The sequence below is a fragment of the Endozoicomonas euniceicola genome (genome assembly GCF_025562755.1).
GTDB lineage: Bacteria > Pseudomonadota > Gammaproteobacteria > Pseudomonadales > Endozoicomonadaceae > Endozoicomonas_A > Endozoicomonas_A euniceicola.
In genome coordinates, this window is the sequence record NZ_CP103300.1 from 2655590 (window position 1) to 2671223 (window position 15634).

Annotated in this window: 12 protein-coding genes; 5 read left to right on the top strand and 7 right to left on the bottom strand. The window is 47.7% G+C overall.

Annotated features, from left to right (window positions below):
* The first annotated feature begins 4 nt into the window (after positions 1–4).
* Positions 5–1654 (top strand): hypothetical protein, encoded by a 1650-nt coding sequence (locus NX720_RS10220; RefSeq protein WP_262601007.1) that lies wholly within the window; start codon positions 5–7, stop codon positions 1652–1654.
* Positions 1655–1664: 10 nt separating this feature from the next.
* Positions 1665–2252 (top strand): ATP-binding protein, encoded by a 588-nt coding sequence (locus NX720_RS10225; RefSeq protein WP_262601008.1) that lies wholly within the window; start codon positions 1665–1667, stop codon positions 2250–2252.
* 29 nt (positions 2253–2281) lie between these two features.
* Here NX720_RS10225 and NX720_RS10230 read toward each other — a convergent pair whose 3' ends face one another.
* Positions 2282–2992, bottom strand: a complete 711-nt coding sequence (locus NX720_RS10230) for a hypothetical protein (protein WP_262601009.1) — start codon at positions 2990–2992, stop codon at positions 2282–2284.
* A 191-nt stretch (positions 2993–3183) separates the two neighbouring features.
* On the bottom strand, positions 3184–3960 hold the full coding sequence (locus tag NX720_RS10235) for an exodeoxyribonuclease III (protein WP_262601010.1): 777 nt from the start codon (positions 3958–3960) through the stop codon (positions 3184–3186).
* A gap of 620 nt (positions 3961–4580) precedes the next feature.
* On the opposite strand from NX720_RS10235, the gene pyrE reads away from it, so the two are divergent.
* Positions 4581–5225, top strand: a complete 645-nt coding sequence (gene pyrE / locus NX720_RS10240) for an orotate phosphoribosyltransferase (protein WP_262601011.1) — start codon at positions 4581–4583, stop codon at positions 5223–5225.
* A gap of 228 nt (positions 5226–5453) precedes the next feature.
* Here the strand turns inward: pyrE and NX720_RS10245 are convergent, their stop codons facing one another.
* From NX720_RS10245 to coaBC, 5 genes are all read right to left on the bottom strand, one after another.
* Positions 5454–7535 carry an alpha-amylase family glycosyl hydrolase gene (locus NX720_RS10245; RefSeq protein WP_262601012.1) on the bottom strand — a complete coding sequence of 694 codons (2082 nt, stop codon included), beginning with the start codon at positions 7533–7535 and terminating at the stop codon, positions 5454–5456.
* A 167-nt stretch (positions 7536–7702) separates the two neighbouring features.
* A complete protein-coding gene (gene slmA / locus NX720_RS10250) occupies positions 7703–8293 on the bottom strand; it encodes a nucleoid occlusion factor SlmA (RefSeq protein WP_262601013.1) in 591 nt (196 codons plus the stop codon).
* Positions 8286–9209, bottom strand: coding sequence for an acetylglutamate kinase (gene argB, locus NX720_RS10255; RefSeq protein ID WP_262601014.1), 924 nt, complete (start codon positions 9207–9209; stop codon positions 8286–8288). Before argB ends, slmA begins: the two co-directional genes overlap by 8 nt.
* 154 nt (positions 9210–9363) lie before the next feature.
* Positions 9364–9819, bottom strand: a complete 456-nt coding sequence (dut, locus tag NX720_RS10260; protein WP_262601015.1) for a dUTP diphosphatase — start codon at positions 9817–9819, stop codon at positions 9364–9366.
* Positions 9816–11045 carry a bifunctional phosphopantothenoylcysteine decarboxylase/phosphopantothenate--cysteine ligase CoaBC gene (gene coaBC, locus NX720_RS10265; protein WP_262601016.1) on the bottom strand — a complete coding sequence of 410 codons (1230 nt, stop codon included), beginning with the start codon at positions 11043–11045 and terminating at the stop codon, positions 9816–9818. Before coaBC ends, dut begins: the two co-directional genes overlap by 4 nt.
* Before the next feature lie 302 nt (positions 11046–11347).
* Here coaBC and NX720_RS10270 point away from each other — a divergent pair, with 302 nt between their 5' ends.
* Both NX720_RS10270 and radC read left to right on the top strand, forming a co-directional pair.
* Entirely contained in the window at positions 11348–14728 is a 3381-nt protein-coding gene (locus tag NX720_RS10270; RefSeq protein WP_262601017.1) for a hypothetical protein, read from the top strand.
* A 25-nt stretch (positions 14729–14753) separates the two neighbouring features.
* Positions 14754–15443, top strand: a complete 690-nt coding sequence (gene radC / locus NX720_RS10275) for a RadC family protein (protein WP_262601018.1) — start codon at positions 14754–14756, stop codon at positions 15441–15443.
* The last annotated feature ends 191 nt before the right edge of the window (positions 15444–15634 follow it).

Below are 15634 nucleotides of genomic sequence, written 5' to 3' on the forward strand. Positions count from 1 at the left end.
ACTGATGACATCCCTGACTCTGAACTTGCCTGAGAAAAAACAGCGCATGACTCTGGCGGATAAAGAAGTCTTCCTTATCGCTAACGGCGACCTGCGTGACACCGCCAACAGGAAATGCTGGGCTGTGCAAGAATCTTTTGAAAGCAAGCTGGCAAGCGCCCTGAAAGAAAAGTCTGGCTACCGTATTCGTCGCGCTCATCCGGTGAAAGAAGCAGTGGGGCATGGCTTTATCAGCAGCCAGCGAGAAGGAGCGGATGTTATGGCTGCCATTGATAGCAAAGCACCGCTTATTCTCCTGATGACAGCCTGGCAATACTCTCATCATCTGGCACCTTCACTTGTGCATCATCAGGGGCCGATTCTGCTGCTGGCCAATTTTGATGGCACCTGGCCGGGACTGGTCGGTGCTTTATGCATGGCGGGCACCCTGAACAGTCTTGGCAGGGCGCACAGCCGCCTGTGGTCAGAAAACTTTGATGATGACTTTTTCTACACAGGGCTAAGTGCCTGGCTGGAGTCCGGCAAGATTGAACACGACACGTCCTACCTGAAAGAGATCACGAAAGATCACCCGGTCATGAAGACAGAAGCTGGCAGGATCGGTCAGCAGGTAGGGGAATTTATTCTTAACAACAAAGAAATCACAGGGCTGTTCGACATGTTCTGTATGGGCATGATAAACGGCGTGTTTCCTCAGGCATCCCTGGCCAGAATCGGACTGCCTGTCGAAGCCCTGTCGCAGTCGGCTTTACTGCATGAAATGAGTCAGGTGCCTCAACAGGAGCGTGAAGAGTGCCTGCAGTTTTACATTGATCGCAGTATGAACTTCCAGTTTGGTGAAGATAGCGCAACAGAGCTGGTTCGCGAGCAGGTTCTGGAACAGTGCGCCATGATGATTGCCATGGCCCGTTTCACCAGGCGCTTTGGCCTGACCAGCATCGGGGTACAGTATCAACAAGGCCTGAAGGACAGCTGCGCGGCTTCGGACTTTGCCGAAGGTGCTATCGGATCTTCTCAACGCTTTCCGGTGAAAGATGAAAACGGCGACATCATCAGCGAAGGAAAGCCAATTCCCTGCATTAATGAAGTGGATATGGGAACCGCCATTCCACAGACAATGATGTTCCGCCTGCTGGACAGTCTGAGTCTGCCCGCTGAAACCACTCTGCATGACATTCGCTGGGGAAGTGAATTTGAGGGCACCTTTTACTGGGACTTCGAAATCTCCGGCTCAGTTCCTTTTGAGCACCTAAAGGGCGGTATTGCTGGCGCAAAGGGCTACCGCCAGCCTGTCATGTATTTCCCCAAAGGTGGTTCCAGCATTGGTGGTCAGAGTAAGGCCGGGAAATTCCTATGGGCTCGTGCGTACTATGAGGGCATTGACGTTCACATGCACATAGGCACTGGTACGGCTTTTGAGTTGCCACAGAAAGAATTCCAGCGTCGTCTGGACAATACCACCCGCGAATGGCCGCTGATGAACTGCACCCTCGACGGCATAGGCCGGGATGACCTGATGGCCGGGCATCAAAGTAATCACATTACCGTCGCCTATGTACCGGAAGAACACCTGAGAGACGTTGTTCAGGCTTTTGTTGCCCAGTCTCTGACACAGAATATACGCGTTCATATTGCTGGCGGTATCGAGCTTTAATTGTTGAATTATGCTGATTTCAGTCATTGGCTCGCATGGGACGGGTAAAACAACCCTGATTAACCAGCTGCGTCGACAACCGGGCATCGACTGGCCTGTCTTTGTCGATTACTTCAGAAGTACCGCTAAAAATCTGGGTTACAGCCGGCCAAGGGATATTCTGCTGGAAGACAGTCCGAATAAAGACAACACAATTACCGCCATGACATCGGCCGCGCTGGGAGCCATGCAACAATGGTTGAACACTTCGGCTCCTGATGGAATTATTGATCTTGGTCCGCCTGGCTTCCTGGCTTACCAGCGCTACTGGATGACTGTCTGCAAAAAAACCGTTTCACCCTACTTATTGCATCTCTGCCGAAAAGTCTCGGACCAGATCGACGGTTACATTTACCTGCCAAGCAATCATTTTCCCATTGAAAAAGACGCCATGCGTTCAGCCGACCCGATTTTTCAGCAGGACGTGGATCAATGGATTAAGCGGTGCATTCAGGAGCTGGAAATACCTGAACAGAAGCTGCTGTCAGTCAGCAATAAAATCCTTCGCGAGAGGGTTGTGGAAGTGTCTGGCTGGTTAGCGGGCTTGTCTGGCAAATGATTTCAATGAAATTGGCACGCGGCAAAGCTTTAGCCAATAAGGTCAGTAACATGAAACTCAAAGCAGTACTTATCCTGTCTAGAAGGAATCATAGGAACCACAAAAAGAGGTTCACCAGCACTTTTTGTAACGTGGTAGGTAAACCTGGCGTTAAAGAAGCTTTTGTCAGGATCGAGAACTAAGAGGCCGTAGTCTTGAGTAGCAACCAGGCTGGCTTTGCCACTGAGTTGAACAACCACGCGTCGGTCAGCCTGAATGATAAACTGACAACCAGGCAATTCAGGGCTTGGTATCGGTGCAAAACTTAACATGTCTATTTTAAGTAATTCACCACTTGCCAGATGCCAGCCCCCATCCTTACCGGCTGCCTGATTCTGAGCTATCATAATGGCAGCTATCATGCCCTGATGGAAAAAAAGGGAGAGTTCTGGCATAGCGTGTTTCAGCCAGGCGAGATCCGGCCTCTCCATTAGGGCAAGCACCTGCCTGGAACCACTGAAACCATCACCACCGGGTGTCTTTATGGTCTCACCGCCAATGGTATATTCGGTACCAACAAAATCCCTTTGCATCTGGCGGTGTATACTGCGTCCAGCGTACATATTGCTATCGTCGAGAAGCGTTGGGTTGAACTTTGCCAGATCCTCCCTGATAAAGCTCAGGATAATATCTTTGACATTCATGGAGATCAGGCCAAAACCGCTAAGTAAGGTACCTTTTTCAATAGATAAGCCCGGCATCGTTAGCCCTCTAATCGTTTTAGCAGGTGGTGTAGCAGTAAACTCAGATGGGTATTATCAACAATACTTCGCAGAAATACTTTGCTAAATGACGCAGCATAGTATAAGTGCCGTTACTCAACCGTAATCCCCGTTTGCAACGGCTGTCGCAAGCGGGGATAGCGGTAGGGTATTCTTGTCTTCGGCTTCCCTTAAAGGCTCAGCTCCCAGTCGTAATCAATGATCACCGGACCGTGTTTGGAAAAGGTCTGGTTCTTGTAGATACCGCCATTCAGAACACGACTCCGCATACCGGCGGTAATAATCTGATAATCCAGACGAATACCCATGTTGTCACTACGCAGGGAATCATCTTCCCAATAGCTGTATTTGCCCGACTCACGATCCATTTCACGATAAGCGTCGTGGAAACCCATATCACCCAGCAAGCCTTCCATCCAACCACGCTCTGCAGGCTGGAAGCCGGACACTTCTTCCTGCTCACGCCAGTTGGCAACATCAATCTTGCGATGAGCAATGTTCCAGGTACCCGCCATAATAAACTCACGACGCTTACGACGCTGCTTGTTCAGGTGGTGGGAATAGTTGTCCAGGAAACGGTATTTAAAGTTCTGGCTTTCGTCGTCGTGACCTTCCGGAACGTAAAGGCTGGCGATACTGATCTTGTCAAAGTCCGCCTGCAGGTAACGGCCTGTTTCATCCGCTTCAGGGAAGCCCAGGCCACTGATAATCGCTTTTGGAGCCTGACGGGTATAAATGGCAACACCGCCACGATCTGGTCTCTGATAGCCGCCATAGGCATAGCAGAAGTAACCATCGAGCTGGAACCGGTCCTGCTCCATCGTATAGTCATCCTCACGGATGTCCTGCAGACAGATAACATCGGCATCCTGCTCATTGAGCCAATCGAACAGGCCTTTTTCTCGCGCGTTATTAATGCCTTCGCAATTGAAACTGATAACTCTCATTATTGACTACACCTTGTCCGGGTCATAGACGCTGCGGACATAAAGCAAAAGTCTGACAAGCAACACCTAACCGTCATTGCTTGCGACAGACCTGCCTGATACGGCTTAGCACTCTGGTCTTAACACTTCTGGTTAAAACCAGCTGCCGATCAAATTCAACCGGTCTAAATAGGCAGTATCAGGAAAAAATGGGGGAACTGTATCCAACAAATGATACAGGTTCGGCAAAACAATGTTTATCCGCATAAATGCGGCTCCTTACCAGGAGCTTGTCCGAGAATAGACAGCCCTACCGGCAACTACTCCTGCATTGCTCTAACTCCGGCATCCATGCCGTCGTTCGGCGGCAGCGAATTGGTCTGAAAATTCACTTTTGCTCATCAAATAGCTCGCTATTCTCCTCACAAAACCAAATTTTTATCTTCAATTTTCTGCCATCCTCGCTTCGGCACTATTCTCGGTCAGGTTCCTAAACAGCCATAAGCAAAAGTAAATAATAAAAAGTATTTACCTCTAAAATCACTCATGAACATCAATAGGCTCACCCAGCGCTATACATGGAGCCTGACGGCGAATAAAATGCACAGCCATTAACCAATATGGAACAGGTTGAATAGCCAATGTTTGATTACCAGAGAGAATTTATCGAGTTTGCCCTGCAACAGGAAGTTATTCGATTTGGTGAATTTACACTTAAGTCCGGTCGTAAGTCCCCTTATTTTTTTAATGCCGGTCTTTTCAAAACCGGAGAAGCCATGAGCAAGCTGGGCAAGTTCTATGCTCAGGCACTGGTTAATTCCGGAATCGAATTCGATATTCTGTTTGGACCCGCCTATAAAGGCATTCCGTTGGCAACCGCTACAGCGGTGGCATTGTCTGAACAGCATGGGCGTAACGTCCCCTGGTGCTTCAACCGCAAGGAAGTGAAGGATCACGGCGAAGGCGGCAATATTGTAGGTGCATCTCTGGAAGGCCGCGCGATCATTGTCGATGACGTCATCAGTGCAGGAACTGCTGTCCGTGAAGTCATGCAGATCATTGAGCCTTCTGATGCCAAACCTGCCGCTGTAATGATAGCACTGGATCGTCAGGAAAAAGGTCAGGGTGAGCTGTCAGCGATTCAGGAAGTGGAGCGTGACTTTGATATTCCGGTCATCAGCATCATTAAACTGAAAGACCTGCTGAGCTATGTCGAAGATGAGGAAGCGTTCAGGCAGTTCGCGCCGGCCATTCGCGCTTATCGTGAACAGTACGGCGTCGAATAAACGACACTGTTTTTAAGGCTTCCCGTACGACACAGGAAGCCTTTTTTTGCTGTTTAAGGGAAGCAGCAGAACATAATATACCGCTGTTGGCTGTTGGCTGTTGGCTGTTGGCTGTTGGCTGTTGGCTGTTGGCTGTTGGCTTTTGGCTTTTGGCGGTTGGCTGTATGAGCAGCTAATAGCCAAAAGCCAACAGCCCGGTAAGTTATTGAATGCTGCGCCCCTAAGTACTTACTGACAGCGACCTATGTACATACTTCCGGATCGCCCGTCAGGGTCAATTCTGAAACTGTAGACATATTCGCCGGGTTCAGGAATAACAACGCTGGACTCTGTGCCATAGCCCGATGCCGGTGCCATGTCCTGTATAACCCCCAACTGTACGGGTGCCGAACCTTTCACCGCCATTTCCGGACTCCACCCTGAGCTGGCAAACTTGAATGAAAAAGCGGTAGAAACCGGTTCATTCACCACCACCTGATACAGGTTATCCCCCTTAAAACGGAATTTTTGACTATCCGGAGTCGCCATGAAATTGTTGCCACCCCGGTAGCTGCCCCGTATCCACATATCTTTACCCAGAGGCCCTGCGCCTGTGGCATCCGGAATATCACAACGAGCCATATCGTCTGTTATAGTCGACACTTGCCCGCTATCAGTCTGGACTTCAGTGGCTGCTTCGATATTCAGGAAGCGACTTTCAAGCCCTTGCAGTCGAACACTATAAACATCCTGCTCAACCGCAATGACGGTTCCGTCCATAAGGTCAGTCAGAGAGCCTTCACTGCCGATAGCAGAACCATGAATCCGCAGCAACACATCCTCAGGACTGACATTGACCAGATACAAAACATGATCGTCGTCTAAATCCTTGCGATCAATGTAAATCCGGTTGTCTGAGTAAATGTGAGTTCTGGCACCTTTGGACAACGACGGGTGCTGATCACGCAATTGCATCAGCTGGTTGAAATAATGCCGTAAACCGGCTTCATCCTGAGACAATTCAGACACTTCAGTTTGCCCCGAGATTCGACCAACATGGTCGTCGCACAACCCTCTCATGGCACAGGTATCGCCTGAAACCGGCTGGCTGAAACCTTCCGTGCGCGCGCCGATTTCGTCGTTATACAACCACGTAAGTGGACCGGAATAAGCCGCCATAAAGCTCATGGCAGCACGATGCCTGGCCCAGTAATCTTCGGAACCATAGTCTGCCAGTCTGGCGCGCTTGAGCAGGTTACCAAAACGGGGAACATCGTGGGTGCTGAGCATCAGGTTCGGCATCGCATGATCAGGGTAATTGACAGACTTAGCCATGGCATTGGCAAGGTGGGTAGCCGGACGACCATGGTTACCTTCCTTGTCACTGCCAAAGGTTTGTACGACAGCGGTTCTTACAGGAAAGTCAAACGCTGAATGGAGGGCAGGAGCCTCTTCAGTACCATAACCGGTTTCTGCAATGTAACCGGCATCGTTCCAGATTTCTCCCACCATGTAACCTAAAGGATGAACGGTTTCACCCAGGTCGTTTTCATAGGTGACGGCCTGTGACGCCTCCTCAACCGCAGTTCGAAGTTCCGGCCAGAACGCCACAGGCACCTGGTAGGCCTGATCCAGGCGCCAGCCATCAATCTTCAGCTCTTTGATCCAATAAGTCGCTACTTCCTTAAAGAAATCCAGATCCTCAGGATAAATCGCCTCACGTCCAACACCGGCCTGAGGTTTACCACCCTCAGATAACGTCAGACCCGAAGGGGAAGGGTAGTTGTTTGCATTGTTTTTGAAGTGTCCGAACACTCCGTCAAAGAAAACGTACAACCCTCTGCTATGGGCTTCCTCAACTAATGTGCGGGCATCGTCCATGGAACCAAAACGAGGATCAATCGCAAAGAAGTTACTGGCGAAATAACCCGTTGCATCCAGCTTGTCAGCCCAGACATTCTGATCAGCCATTGGTGCGCTGTGGAAAATCGGTGTTAGCCAGATGGCGTTAAAGCCCGATGCTTTGATGTAATCAAGGGATTGAGTGACGCCCACCAGGTCTCCATGATGATGGCTGGTGCCATAACCATCGCCAAACCCTGTTGCCGGGTCACCATCGACAAACGCTTCGGTCATGATATGGAAAATACGCAGGTCACAAAGCTCTGAACCCTTTTTGCTGTTACAGGTTAACCGGCTCTCCTGTTCACCCAGTGCAGCGGTTATCTCAACCTGGTCGTTTACCTGACCATCTTCTGTTGCTTTATCTGGAATAGAAACGCAACTGGCCAGCAATACGCTGATACTTACAGCCAGCAGAGACTTCTTCATACACTTCCCCCTGATTATTTTATTTCGTGCCGTATTATCGGGGGGAATGATCAGGGGCTCGATATGTAAAGGTTTTCAGCTGTGTTCGCTTTTCGTTTCCCGTTGCCCGCTGCTGGGGATATGAACAGCGGGAAACGGGCAGCTAACAGCTAACAGCAAAATGTCGTTTATCGAAAGACGACGATCGACGCATCCTGCCACTGATCCAACCACAGCTCGGTAGGCTTGCGTTTAAATTCGCTGCGTACAAACTGGCTGATGCGTCCTTCGGCCAGTGCCAGAATCATGTTGGAGGTAGTGCCAACGGTTGACCGGGTACGCAGGCTTTCATTGAGCTCCGCTTCACGCAAAATCTGTTTGATCTGGGTTTCCAGCCGGTCAAACAACTGAATCATCCGATGACGCAGACGGTCTGGCTCACCCGCCAGAGCATCACCATTGATGATTCGGGTCAGTCCCGGATTGCGTTCGCAGAACGTTAACAACAAGGTCAGAATTTTTTCACAGCGCTTCAGGCCTTCCGGCTCATCGTCCATAATCAACGCAATGCGGGAAAACAGGGTTTCCTCTATAAACTCGATCAGCCCCTCAAACATTTTCGCCTTACTGGGAAAATGCCGGTAAAGGGCCGCTTCTGATACGCCGACTTCCTTAGCCAGGGCAGAAGTAGTGATTCGAACTCCCGGTGATGTTTCCAGCATATGTGCCAGAGATTGCAGGATTTGATCTTTGCGAGAAATTTTTTGTGGTTTAACCATTACAGCCAGATACCGTCTCCACGTGTTCTCCGGTAATCAGGGTGCCAACGCCCTGATCGGTTAACAGTTCCAGCAGCAATGCATGGGGCACTCGCCCGTCAATGATCAGTGCTGTGTTAACCCCATTACCGACAGCGCTCAGGGCGCACTGAATTTTGGGCAACATGCCACCATAAATGGTGCCATCATTAATCAGGGCCTGAACCTGTTCTGCATTCAGACCGGTTAACAACTCGCCATCCTTGCTCAGCAATCCCTGGGTGTTGGTCAGTAGCAGTAGCTTTTCTGCCTTCAGGGCTTCGGCCAGCTTACCTGCCACCAAATCGGCATTGATATTGTACGAGACACCGGCATCATCGACCCCAATGGGCGCAATGACAGGAATGAAGTCAGAGTGTTGCAGCATCTCGACAATGCTGGTGTCAACAGACTCCACTTCACCCACCTGTCCTATATCAATGATTTCAGGTACTGTCATTTCCGGAGTTTTATGGGTCACTTTCAGACGCTTTGCCCGAATAAACCGACCGTCTTTCCCGGTAATGCCGACAGCCCGGCCTCCATTACTGTTGATCAGGGAAACAATTTCCTTGTTGACCAGTCCGCCAAGCACCATCTGAACAACGTCCATTGTGCTGGAGTCAGTCACTCGCATGCCCTGAACAAACCGGCTTTCCAGGTTCAGTCGATTCAGCATTTCACCAATCTGCGGACCACCGCCATGCACCACCACCGGGTTAATACCAACGGCTTTCAGCAACACCACACTGCGGGCAAAGCTGCGCTTCAGCTCATCGTTTTCCATGGCATTGCCGCCGTATTTAACGACAATGGTTTTGCCAGCATACTGCTGGAGGTAAGGCAGCGCTTCGGTCAGCACCAGCGCCCTGTCCTGAAAATTTACTTTTTCTGTCATCGTTGCCGGGGGCATGGTCGCCTGTTCCTTATGACTGCTTATTGTCTGAATCACCAGTCAAAATGAACAGCTACTTTAATTCATTTCAACTGGAATAGTACACGGCCTGAAGTCAATATTATTCAACTGAACATATATAAAGATTTATTTTTGATCAGTGCTTGCCGGTATGCCCAAACCCACCTGTACCCCGGTCACTTTCTTCAAAGCTGTCAACAATATCCAGCTCAGCCTGAACCACGGGCACCAGTACCAGCTGGGCAATACGCTCGCCCGGCTCAACAGTAAAGGTGGTATTGCCCCGGTTCCAGCAGGATACCATCAGCTGACCCTGATAGTCGGAGTCAATCAGCCCGACCAGGTTGCCCAGAACAACGCCATGTTTGTGGCCCAGCCCGGAGCGAGGCAGAATCATAGCAGCCAGGGAAGAGTCTTCAATATGAATAGCCATTCCGGTCGGTAACAGTTCCGTCTGTCCGGGCTCCAGAGTCAGTGCTTCATTGATGCACGCACGCAGGTCGATACCCGCAGAACCATCGGTGGCATGGGCTGGCATTGGGAACTCATTACCCAGGCGGTTATCCAGAATACGGGTCTTGATGGTTCTCATTGTTCCTGATCTCTTTTCCATTGGTGATAGCCACGAGAGGCAACACTCAAAATTTTACGGGCCAATACTTTCTTGGAAGCTCTTGGGAGGGTTTTCTGCAAGCCTTCAGCCAGTATGGTGACTTCATTCACGTCACTGGAAAAACCAATGCTTTTATCGGAAACATCATTGGCGACAATCATGTTCATCCCTTTCTTCTGCATCTTGTTGGCCGCATACTCAATGACATTACGGGTTTCAGCGGCAAAGCCAATCACAAAAGGCGCACTGTCCAACGCGGCGACAGAAGCAGCGATATCCGGATTTCGCACCAGCTTGAGCTCCAGAATTTCTTCTGTATTATTGGGGTCTTTCTTGATCTTGTCTTTCAGAATCTCAACCGGACGATAATCGCTTACCGCTGCGCAACCAATAAAAATATCTACGCCTTCAATATTCTCCTGAACGGCATCATGCATCTGCTGAGCGCTGACAACATCAATAGTCTTTACCCGGCCTGGCTTCTCTATATTCACGGGGCCACTCACCAGTGTCACCCGGGCACCGGCTTCTACTGCGGCTTCTGCCAGCGCGTAAGCCATTTTTCCAGAGCTGTGATTGGAGATATATCGTACCGGGTCAATGTCTTCACGGGTTGGCCCTGCCGTGATCAATACACTCCGCCCCGTGAAAATATCATGCTTAAACATTTCTGCGGTATGCAGGGTGATCAATTCAGGGTCCAGCATACGACCGGGACCAATATCACCACAGGCCTGACTGCCATCGGCCGGACCAAATATTTTCAGCCCTTTTTCCGCCAGCTTGCCAATATTTTCCTGGGTGGTGACATCACGCCACATGCCCTGATTCATAGCGGGTGCCAGACAAATTGGCGCTGCCGTTGCCAGGCACAGTGTTGTCAGCAAATCATTAGCCTGACCGCCTGCAAGACGTGCAATAAAATTAGCCGTAGCCGGTGCCACAAGAACAATATCCGCCCATTTTGCCAGCTCAATATGTCCCATGGCAGCCTCTGCGTCGGTATCGAGCAGATCAAGGTGTACCGGGTTATGGGAAAGAGCCTGGAGTGTCAGCGGGGTGATAAACTCGCAGGCTGATTTTGTCATCACAACCCTGACATCGGCTCCCAGCTTACAGAGCGATCGTATCAGTTCAGCACTTTTATAGGCGGCAATCCCACCGGTCACGCCGAGGACAACCCGTTTATTGCATAAGCGTTGCATGGAGGTTCCTGAAAAGTTAGTACAGAATATTGGCCGCGTTATTTTGGCTGAAATAATCGAAAGATAACAGTCGTTATCCTACTTTGTATTCTCTCCTCGCAGACAAAAGATGGCATCTCATGAACTGTACGTAACAAAAATCATCTATTTTGGGTCGAACGGATTCTAAACTAGATATTTTGCTTTGGCAGCGCTTGCAACATGCTCTGAACAACAAAACCAGACATAGAAAAAACGCTAAAAGAAGCAATAAGAATATTGTTAAAAGACTCAAACAAAAAATGCTTAAATGGTAAAAAAATATGAAATTCCGTTTTTTGCTGTTTTTTTCAGCACTTTTCTCCAGTTCATACCTTAGTGCCTATAATTCGGAAGAACTCCGGTACAACTTTGGCATATCAACTAATGGACAGCGACTACAGCTGCCAGCTGATTTTTTCATTGACAAGTTCGATGTAGCAGGAAACAGGGGAGGAGAATTGTGTGCAAAACTTGTTGTGAGAAGCAGGCTGGACGGCTATTTTTACGGATTAGATTTAACAATTCACAACACACAACAACAGCAGCAATACAGTCTGGAGATTAACGAGCAAATCTATTTTATTACCATACCCATACCACAACAGCCAACCTATCCCATCCCTTATACCCAATTGATTAACACACCAACGCCCTCTCTGGTTCAAGCTTACCCGACAACCTATGACCGTAGAATAGCGGTTCTACAAAACCCATCCGTAACTCCCTTCACTCCGCATGGGCAAAACCCTCAACAACAGGAGGCTAAAAGGCCTTCCAGTAGCAGTAGCGCAGAAGATTATCGCCAGCAGCTTCTGAATGAACAGAACAGAGTTGCTGAACTGATCAGAGAACTTAAAAATCAGGATAAAAAAGTCGATGAACTGACTAAGCAAAATAGTGAGCAGGCAAAGGCAAGCAATAACCTTTCCAGCCAAATTGAAAATTATCGTCAGCAGGCTCAGAATGACCAGAAAGATATTGCTAAACTGAACAGGCAACTTGGCCAGACATCTGCAAAACTTGAAAATCAGAATAAAAAAGTCGATGAACTGACTAAGAAAAATAGTGAGCAGGCAAAGGCAAGCAATAACCTTTCCAGCCAAATTAAAAATTATCGTCAGCAGGCCCAGAATGATCAGGAAAAGATCGCTAAACTGAACAGGCAACTTACCCAGACATCTGCAACACTTGAAAATCAGGATAAAAAAGTCGATGAACTGACTAAGCAAAATAATGAGCAGGCAAAGGAAAATAATAACCTTTTCAGTCAAATTGAAAATTATCACCAGCAGGCTCAGAATGACCAGAAAAAGATTGCTAAACTGAACAGGCAACTTGACCGGACATCTACAACACTTGAAGACCAGAATAAAAAAGTCGATGAACTGACTACACAAAATAATGCGCTGGCAGAGAAAAACAACGCCTATTTGAGAGAACTGCAATTGCTTCATCAGGCATCAGAGCAGGCCTCTCAGGCGACATTGAATGATTCGTTTCCACAGATCCCGGGAAATCAAGCAGAAGCTGTCGTTAGTTCAGCCCAGATAACACCTGACGAGTCAGAGCAGAGTAAAGAGAGTCAGGATGACGAGCAACAAAGTACAACTAAAGAAACCATTATCCCGATTCAAGACCAATCAAATAGCAATGAGGTTCTAAGCAATCTGGAGAAAAATACAATCGTACAACAAAATACAAAAAAAAATCGCAATAAAAAGAAAAAGAAAAAGAAAACAGAAAGTTCATTACCCGAACAACCTGAACAGCCCGAAGAACAGCATCTTTCTAGAAAAAAAATAAAGTTTGAAGAATTTAAGCGTCAGATAAATAAAATCAAATTAGCTATCAAATGTAATCTCAAAAAAGGCAATTTGATAGCTAAAACCCCTGACTCACAATACCGTGAGTTCCTCAAGAACTCTGTTAATTATGAAAACCCTGAAAAAACTGCGCATTATATACGGAAAGAGCTGGAAAAAGCGATACGTGAAATATTTGTAAGAAATCCATTAAGGGTAAATCCAGCACCACAACCCCAGTCATCATCGTCAGAACCAACAACAGCTCAAGTGATAAATTCTGAAATATATTATAACGACGATGCTGAAATCTTATTTTCAGAGCAAATAAAACTATGGCTTAAACTGATCGGCCAGTTTCCCACTTTAATGCAGACCGGTTCACCCCTGATTTTCATATTAGGTGATAACAACGTGCCTCCATCTTTCCATTTTACCAACATGCTTTCTGAAGAGGCACTTTCAAATAGCACAACTGATATAGATACATCATTATTTCTGGCAAAGTTTCATAGACTTTTTAAAATGCATAACCCCCACCTGAAAATAATACTTTTAGCTCATACATTTGACTTTGGCACTAACCCTGATGCTATTTTTGCATTTGTCTGGGCTGTTCTGGTAGCTCACGTTATGAATGATGATGAGTTGATTGGCCACCTTCTGAGTCTTTTTCCTGATAACTATAACGAGCTGTTAGAAACTTATATTTCAAGCAACAATGTCAATGAACAACGCCTTTGGTTAACATTCAATATTGCTTTTATTCAGCGCATTGCATATATCCGGCTAAACAATTTTTTAACATTCCATATTTCACGAGGACAATCTCCTGATCCCGATATTCTGGCTCAAAGACGCAGTCAGGCTCGTCAACTACAAAGACTTATAAACCCTATTCTGGACAGAACGACTGAAAATGAGGGAGCCTATGCTCCCAATCCACTAAGACAGCTACAACTGATCAGACCTGATAACGAACTGAACCGGCATTGGGAAAATGATTATGATTTAGTTCATGCCCTCTTCGAAAGTTTGCCCCTTCAAAATGAAACAGAAGACAGCCTGTTACCTGCGCTGATAATGGAACTACACAATATAAATGATCCTGTTAATCCCGTGCATTTAGAGAGTGCAACAATGCAACTTATACGAGAACTAAGATTTAATTACGAAATATTTGATCATCTGTTTGATCTGTTAGCAACACATGAAAGAGTAGAAAATGATGTTCTGCCTGAAGATGATCAGTCTGAAGAACAACCCATTCCAACCACTGCCAATGCATTTCTACAAATGTCGCTCAGCGGGGTAAACAAGCCTGGAATACAACGTTTATTGACTTTTCTTAATGAACAGGGACTAGCTCCGGAAAATATAACGGTCAATCAAATGGCTGAGCATATCCACATGTTTTCTGATAAAAGCTACGAAGCAGAAGAACAGCCAGCAAAATCTATATTTTCTTATCTCAAATTACTCGCTTGCTACCTCAACAGACCAATCGTGTTGATTTATTCTTCATCTAAACCAAACGGAAATCGCTACGAAGCGTATAGTATTAGCACCGACCAAGAACAGCATTTACCAAGTGGTATTGCAAACCAGGCTGACCTGCTTGAATACATCCATTCGGGATCACCGCTAATACTAGGCTACGAATGGTTATCAACAACTAACCGTTACAGATGGCTTCGTCTCACTCCACAAGAGCAGGCCGTCCTAACGCCTGTTCCTCAGCACCACCAGCCAAACAGTACAACCGATTCAGGCTATGATCCCGATCAGGGCGGTACGGGTTCATCTTCTCCTTCCGATAGCAATTCGTTTCCCATCGTAATTCATCAAACCTGGTTTTAAACCTCACAAGGAGAGCCTGTTGTTCATGCCTGCCTTACAACACCAAACCACTCAACCGCCTTCTGACCGCCCCAGAGAGAAACTGTTAAACCATGGCGCAGAGACCTTAAGCGATATCGAACTCCTCGCCATACTGTTACGAACAGGCTCCAAAGGTATCGGGGTGATTGAGCTGTCACGCACGCTGGTTCACCACTTTGGGTCGCTGGATGCGTTGCTGACTGCCCGGCCTGTGCAGCTCAAACGATTCAAAGGGCTTGGAGAGGCGAAAATTGCTGAACTGATGGCTATTTTAGCGATTTGTCAGCGAGTCCTTGAACACCGGGTAAAGCAGGGCAATGCCCTGACCAGTCCGGACAGCACACGACAATATCTGCAAATGCATTTCAGGGGGCAGAGTAGCGAACAGTTTGCCTGCCTGTTTCTGGATACACGTCATCGGGTTATCGTTCTGGAAACACTGTTTTACGGTACCATCAACTCAGCGGCGGTTTACCCACGGGAAATTCTGAAGCGAGCCCTGGCGTTAAATGCCAGCGCGGTTATCCTCAGTCACAATCACCCCAGCGGAGACCCGGAACCCAGTCAGGCTGATATCCGCATCACCCGAACGATTAAACAGGCATTAGAACTAATTGACATTAAATGTCTGGATCATATGATTGTCGGTCGGGGTCAGATTGTGTCCCTGGCTGAAAGAGGTCTGCTCACTTAAATCGACCGTACAATAAATCCCCGGCTGATGGCCTCAATGTCTTGCCAGACCAGCATTTTACAAGGGGTTGTAGGTAGAAATTCGCTCGCTGCCAACTTGCGATTAAAGCTTGACTCTGGTATAAAGCCCGATCTTTGTTTGAGGGTAACTGCTGAGAGCTCTGGCTCATGATTTAATAAGGAAATGCGGTT